Annotated in this window: 2 protein-coding genes; both read right to left on the bottom strand. The window is 70.3% G+C overall.

The features are described 5' to 3' along the window. Positions 1 to 959, bottom strand: a 959-nt coding sequence (locus ACXJKL_RS19745; protein ID WP_457208702.1) for an aldehyde dehydrogenase family protein, incomplete at its 3' end; no start/stop codon positions are given. 19 nt (positions 960 to 978) lie between these two features. Continuing rightward, the coding region (locus ACXJKL_RS19740) for a M24 family metallopeptidase (protein WP_457208701.1) at positions 979 to 2232 on the bottom strand (1254 nt) is incomplete at its 5' end.

Here is a 2232-nt window from a genome sequence, read left to right as displayed (position 1 = left end):
AGTGCCTTCATCCGCTCGGCCAGCCGGCGGCTGAAGTCCTCGGCCACGTCGGCGTGGACGTAGAAGCGGTTGGCCGCCGTGCACGCCTCGCCGGCGTTGCGCATCTTGGCGATCATCGCGCCCTCGATCGCGGCGTCCAGGTCGGCGTCCTCGAAGACCAGGAACGGCGCGTTGCCGCCCAGCTCCATCGAGCAGTTGACGACCTGGTCGGCCGCCTCCTTGAGCAGCACCCGACCCACCTCGGTGGAACCGGTGAAGGAGAGCTTGCGGACCCGCGGGTCGTGCACCATCGCCGAGACCACCGCACCCGAGCGGCGGGCCGGCAGCACCGACACCACGCCCTCTGGGACGCCGGCGTCGGCCAGGATCCTGGCCATCAGCAGCGCCGTCAGGGGCGTGTCCGAGGCGGGCTTGAGGATCACCGTGCAGCCCGCGGCAAGCGCCGGGCCGATCTTGCGGGTCGCCATCGCGGCCGGGAAGTTCCACGGCGTCACCAGCACCGCGATGCCCACCGGCTGCTGGAGCACCAGGATCCGGTTGGCGCCCGACGGGGCGGTCATCACCGAGCCCGCGGCGCGCACGGCCTCCTCGGCGTACCAGCGGAAGAACTCCGCGGCGTACGCCGTCTCCCCGCGCGCGTCGGGCAGCGCCTTGCCGTTCTCCAGGGAGATCAGGTGAGCGATCTCGTCGGCCCGCTCCGTCATCAGCTCCCACGCCTTGCGGAGGATCTCGGCCCGCTCGCGCGGGGAGGTCGCCGCCCACGAGGCGGCGGCGGCGTCGGCCGCGTCCACGCACGCCAACGCGTCCTCGACGGTCCCGTTGGCCACCGAGGTGATCACCTGGCCGGTCGCGGGGTCGAGCACGTCGAAGCGACCGCCGTCGGAGGCGGCGCGCTCCTTGCCGCCGACCCACAGGTCGAGCGGCAGGTCGGCGACGGAGGAGAGGGAGAAGTCAGCCACGGGGAGTGCCTTTCACGGATCAGTACGGGTTGGTGACGAAGAGCTCCTGCGCCGGGAAGAGCGTGAGGATGCGGGGACCGTCCTCGGTGATGACGATCTCCTCCTCGATGCGGGCGGCGGAGAGGCCGTCGGAGGCCGGGCAGTAGGTCTCGAGGGCGAAGACCATGCCGACCTTGAGCTCGACCGGCTCCTTCATCGAGTTGAGGCGGGAGATGATCGGCCGCTCGTGCAGCCCGAGGCCGAGGCCGTGGGCGAACTGGAGCCCGAAGGCCTCCATCTCGCTGCCGAAGCCGAACTCCTCGGCCTTGGGCAGCAGCGCGGCGACCTCGTCGGTGCCGACACCGGCCTTGATGCCGTCGATGCCGCGGTCCATCCACTCGCGCGCCTGGGTGTAGGCGTCACGCTGCGCCGGGGTCGAGCTGCCGACCGCGAAGGTGCGGTAGTAGCAGGTCCGGTAGCCGTTGAAGGAGTGGATGATGTCGAAGAACGCCTGGTCACCCGGGCGGATCAGGCGGTCGGTGAAGTTGTGCGGGTGCGGGTTGCAGCGCTCGCCGGAGATCGCGTTGACGGCCTCGACCTGGTCGGAGCCCATCTCGTAGAGCCGCTTGTTGGCCAGCGCCACGATCTCGTTCTCGCGCACGCCGGGCTTCAGCGCCTCGGTGATGTCCTGGTAGACCCCGTCGACCATCGCGGCCGCCTGGTTGAGCAGCATGATCTCGTCGCCGCTCTTGATGCAGCGCGCGTCGAGCATCAGCTGCTGGGCGTCGACGACGGTGAGCCCCTGGCGCTGCATCTCGAAGAGGAACGGCGGCTCCACGATGTCCATGCCGACCGGCATGTCGGCGACGCCGGCCTCGGTGAGCAGCGACTTGATCTCCGCAACCGCGTCGACCATCAGCCCCACCGAGGGCGCGACCGCGCCGCGGAAGCCGAGGAAGCCGGCGCGATAGTTCTCCTCCGGCACCCACTGCGAGTAGATCTTGTGGTGCTTGACCGCCGACCCGAAGTCCCACAGCACCGGGTCCTTGCCGCGGGCCAGCAGCGCGTAGCGGATCATCTTGTCGCCGAGCGCGCCGCCGATCCAGGTCTGGGTCGTGTAGCGGATGTTGTAGAAGTCGAAGAGCAGGAACGCGCCGCACTCGCTGCTGTCCAGGGCCTCCTTGGCCCGTGCGATGCGGTAGCGCCGCAGCCGGTCGAAGTCGACGCGCTCCTCGTAGTCGACGCCCATGTGGCCCGGCGCGGCCAGCGGGCGGTCCGGCGTACTCATGCTCAG

The organism is Nocardioides sp. P5_C9_2 (assembly GCF_054049555.1).
This window is presented reverse-complemented; position numbering and strand designations above follow the sequence as displayed.